This is a genomic window from Acidisphaera sp. S103, from assembly GCF_009765975.1.
Lineage (GTDB): Bacteria > Pseudomonadota > Alphaproteobacteria > Acetobacterales > Acetobacteraceae > Rhodopila.
Map to the genome: position 1 here is coordinate 8,057 of NZ_LMUJ01000029.1, position 3,991 is coordinate 12,047.

General features: G+C 64.7%; 4 protein-coding genes. 1 reads left to right on the plus strand and 3 read right to left on the minus strand.

What is annotated here, in order from left to right:
• Nucleotides 1-12: 12 nt before the first annotated feature.
• The 3 genes from GSQ89_RS03910 to GSQ89_RS03920 all read right to left on the minus strand — a co-directional run bounded on the left by GSQ89_RS03910 (nt 13) and on the right by GSQ89_RS03920 (nt 2,850).
• Nucleotides 13-525 (minus strand): tetratricopeptide repeat protein, encoded by a 513-nt coding sequence (locus tag GSQ89_RS03910; protein ID WP_158922241.1) that lies wholly within the window; start codon nt 523-525, stop codon nt 13-15.
• 121 nt (nt 526-646) lie between these two features.
• Entirely contained in the window at nt 647-1,987 is a 1,341-nt protein-coding gene (locus GSQ89_RS03915; RefSeq protein ID WP_158922243.1) for an MFS transporter, read from the minus strand.
• 269 nt (nt 1,988-2,256) lie between these two features.
• The gene (locus tag GSQ89_RS03920) at nt 2,257-2,850 is read right to left on the minus strand and encodes a superoxide dismutase (RefSeq protein ID WP_158922245.1); all 594 of its coding nucleotides are present in this window, start codon (nt 2,848-2,850) and stop codon (nt 2,257-2,259) included.
• A 198-nt stretch (nt 2,851-3,048) separates the two neighbouring features.
• Between GSQ89_RS03920 and GSQ89_RS03925 the strand changes: the two genes are divergently transcribed.
• Nucleotides 3,049-3,879, plus strand: coding sequence for a dienelactone hydrolase family protein (locus GSQ89_RS03925; protein WP_158922247.1), 831 nt, complete (start codon nt 3,049-3,051; stop codon nt 3,877-3,879).
• Nucleotides 3,880-3,991: the final 112 nt, after the last annotated feature.

The window sequence follows — 3,991 nt, forward strand, 5'->3', positions numbered from 1 at the left end:
ACGCGTCCCCCATCACCCCAACGTCCCCCGGTTCCGCACCACCGTCTGCGTAGTCGGGTGATCCGGACCCAGCGCCTTCATGTAGATAGCCACCGCCCAGTCCAACGCCTCCCGAGCGGAAAACCCGTCGCCCATATCCTGCAGCACGCCGGCCAGGTTGTTGGCATCGCGTCCGACACTCGGGTGTTCCTTCCCCAGCGCCGCCTCATCGATCGCCAGCGCCCGCTCGAACGCCGCCTGCGCCCCATCCAGGTCGCCGATGTCATGCAGGATCAGCCCGAGATGATTGATGTCCGTCGCCGCCTCCGGATGCTCCGCCCCCAGCGCCTCGGTATGCAGCGCCAGCGCCCGCCGCAACTGCGCCTGCGCATCCATCACCTCGCCCAGTTCATGCGACAGCCGCCCCAGGTCCCGCAAATCGTTGGCGAGGTCCGGATGATCCGGCCCCAGCACCCGCTGGCGGGCCTCGACGGCCTGTTCCAGGGCATCGCGCTGGGCACGCAAATCGTTCAGGCTGGCAGGCATCGCAAATCCTTCGTGACGGGTCTCGACCGCTATGTGGCCGAGACCCGCCGCCGCCTCAACCCCTGCCAGAGCGTGATCGCCTGAGACTGAAGGCCGGAAGGCGTGAATCACGCGATCAGATTTAACGCCCAGCCGGCACCGCGTCATACTCTTCGGAGATATCTTTCCCGGTGTAATCCGGCATCATCGCCGTCGAGACCAGGCTGACCACCGCGCAGACGGCGATATAACCCGCGACCGCATAGGGATTGTGATACGACGCGATCAGCGCCGTCGCGATCAGCGGCGCCGGCCCGCCGGCGATGATCGAGGCCAATTGATACCCCAGCGACGAACCGCTGTAGCGCAGCCGCGGTGTGAACGCCTCGGCGATCAGCGCGGACTGCGGGCCATACATCATGTCGTGCGGGATCAGCGACAGCACGATCGCGAGGAACACCAGTGTCGGCGACAGCGTCCCCAGCAGCGCGAAGTAGACGAACCCGAACACCCCTGTCGTTGCCGCGCCGATCAGATACATCTTCCGCCGGCCGATCCGGTCGGAGATATGCCCCGACAACGGAATAGTAATGAACGACACGCACGACGCCACCAGCACCGCCGCCAGCACCATGTCCCGCGACATCTTCAGCGTTCCGGTGGCATAGGCGAAGATGAACGCGGTGAAGATATAGAACGGCGCCTGCTCCGCCATCCGCAGCAACGCCGACAGGATGATCTGGGCCGGCTGCCGCTTGATCACCTCCACCATCGGCGCCTTCTCGATCTTCTTCTCATCCAGCAGTTTCTGGAACACCGGCGTTTCCAAAATACCAAGCCGGATCCACAGCCCGATCCCGACCAGCACGATGCTGAGCAGGAACGGCACCCGCCAGCCCCAGGCGAGGAAATCGGCACCCGACCACGCACTGACCGCCAAAATCACCAAATTCGACAGGAACAACCCGCTCGGTACGCCGAACTGCGGCCAGGATGCGACCAATCCGCGATTTTTCTGCCCGCGCGACCATTCCATCGCGATCAGCACCGATCCGCCCCATTCGCCGCCGACGCCGATGCCCTGCAGCGTTCGCAGCACGGTCAGGATGACGGCGCCCCAGATCCCGATCGAGTCGTAACCAGGCACCAGAGCGACCAGGAACGTCGCGATCCCCATCACCAGCAGCGTCGCGATCAGCGTCGCCTTCCGCCCGATGCGGTCGCCGTAATGACCGAAGATCGCCGCCCCGATCGGCCGGCCGATAAAGCCGATGAAATACGTGCTGAACGCCGCCAGCGTGCCCGCCAATTGCGACTCATGCGGAAAGAACAATTTCGGAAACACAAGTCCGGCGGCGGTGCCATAAATGAAGAAGTCGTACCACTCGATCGTGGTGCCGACCGTAGCCGCGATCACCGCCTTGCGCAGTTGCGCGCGATGTTCGGTGTCCGAAAGCCCGCCGGATACGGCTGCGCTCGCCATGTTTCGTGTCTCCCTCCGATTCGCTCCTGTTCTGACAACAGGTTGTCGTCGGGATCAATCATCCCATTCGGGACTTTTGACAATGATATTTCGTAACTGCCCCAATCGACGGCCGCACAGCCCGTCCCAATCGACAACGATACCGGAACGGACGCGACAAATGGCAACGCAGCGGCCGAAGCCGCCGTTCGGGCCGTCCCGGGCAGGGCCGTCCCGCCCGGGATCCGAAATGGACGTCCCGAGCCAACGCGGCCCGGGACGATCGAGCCTTAAAGCTGTGCTTCGGCGTATTCGTAGTTGGCCAGGTTATCCAGCCAGTTCTGCAGATAGTTCGGGCGCACGTTCTTGAAGTCCAGGTAGTACGCGTGTTCCCACACGTCGCAGCCCAGCAGCACCTTGCCCTCGCCGGTCGCCAGCGGGTTCGATCCGTTCGCGGTCTTGGTCACCTTCAGCTTGCCGTCGCTGCCCAGCACCAGCCACGCCCAACCGGACCCGAACTGGCTGGCGCCCGCCGCCTTGAACTCGTCCTTGAACTTCGCCACGCCGCCCAGGTCGCTGTTGATCTTGGCTTCCAGCTTGGACGGGATCTTGCCGCCGTTCGGGCTCATGCACTGCCAGAACACGATATGGTTCCAATGCTGGCCGGCATTGTTGAACACCGGACCGCCGGCGGCCGCGGTCGCCTTCACGATCTCATCCAGCGATTTGCCCTGCAGTGCTGCGTCCTTCTCGACGAAGCCGTTCAGCGCGGTCACGTAAGCCTGATGGTGCTTGTCGTGATGCAGCTCCAGGGTTTCCTGGCACATGCTCTTGGCGGCGAGCGCGCTGTGGGAATAGGGCAGGGTCGGCAGTTCGAAAGCCATGATATTCCTCCTGGTGGTGTTGCGGTAAAGGGACGCGAGCGCGCCCGGGAACGCCTCGTTAGCTATGGCCACCCCGCCGAACCGTCAAGGCGACCCCCACCGACATGGTGCCCCGGCCAGCGAGCGGCATCACCCCAACGGTTGGCAATCCCACGGCGTTGTGCCCTCATCGCCGAAAACCAACGGGAGGTTGTCACGATGAAATGTGTCGCCGCGTTCGCCGCGATGATCGCCCTCGCCACCCTGACCGTCCCACCCGTCCACGCATCCGAGGAACTCGTCCAGGTCGCACCCACGCGCGGCGGCGCTGCCGGCACCAGCGACAACCAACCGCTCCTCGGCTACCTGCTGCGCCCAACCGGATCGGCCCCGCACCCCGCGGTCGTCATCCTGCGTGGCTGCGAGGGCTTCAGCCTCAACTACGTGATCAGCGCGCGTGAAGTGCAATCCTGGGACTATGCCGCCCTGGTCCTCGACAGCCTGGGGGCGGACGATCGCTGCCAGGGCGGCGGCGGTGCCATGGCCGAGGCCCTGGACGCCTACGCCGCCCTCCACTGGCTTTCCACCCGTTCCTTCATAGACCCCCACCGCATCGCCCTGCTCGGTTCATCCATGGGCGGCGCGGCTGCGTTGATGGCCACCGAACGAGGCCCCCTATCAGCGACGTTCAAACAGCATTTTAGCGCCGCCGTCGCCTACTACCCCCCCTGCGCCGCCAGCAACGGCGTCATGACCAGCCCGACGCTGATCCTGATCGGCGGGTCCGACGATTGGGCACCGGCCGCCAATTGCGAGGCCATGATGAAGCGCCGCAACGGCGACGGTGCCCCCGTGGATCTCCAGATTTTCCCCGGCGCAACCCACGCCTTCAATTCCATCGCCCCGCCGCACTGGGTCCTGGGCCATTTCATCCAGTTCGACCCCGCCGCCACCGTCGCCGCGCGCAAGGCCACCCAATCCTTCCTGCACCAATGGCTGAACGAACCGTCACCCGAACCACCCGCGTCATCGCCAGGCGTGTCTCCATAGGCACCAGGATAGCGAGATAGGCACCAGGATAGTGCCGACGCCCGTTCTCTCCGTCACGGCCGGGCGTGTCTCCATAGGCACCAGGATAGTGCCGACGCCCGTTCTCTCCGTC

Bases quoted from the DNA above. Each gene is read 5' to 3' on its own strand.
- GSQ89_RS03910 (WP_158922241.1), bottom strand. From the start codon at position 525: ATGCCTGCCAGCCTGAACGATTTGCGTGCCCAGCGCGATGCCCTGGAA.
- GSQ89_RS03915 (WP_158922243.1), bottom strand. From the start codon at position 1,987: ATGGCGAGCGCAGCCGTATCCGGCGGGCTTTCGGACACCGAACATCGC.
- GSQ89_RS03920 (WP_158922245.1), bottom strand. From the start codon at position 2,850: ATGGCTTTCGAACTGCCGACCCTGCCCTATTCCCACAGCGCGCTCGCC.
- GSQ89_RS03925 (WP_158922247.1), top strand. From the start codon at position 3,049: ATGAAATGTGTCGCCGCGTTCGCCGCGATGATCGCCCTCGCCACCCTG.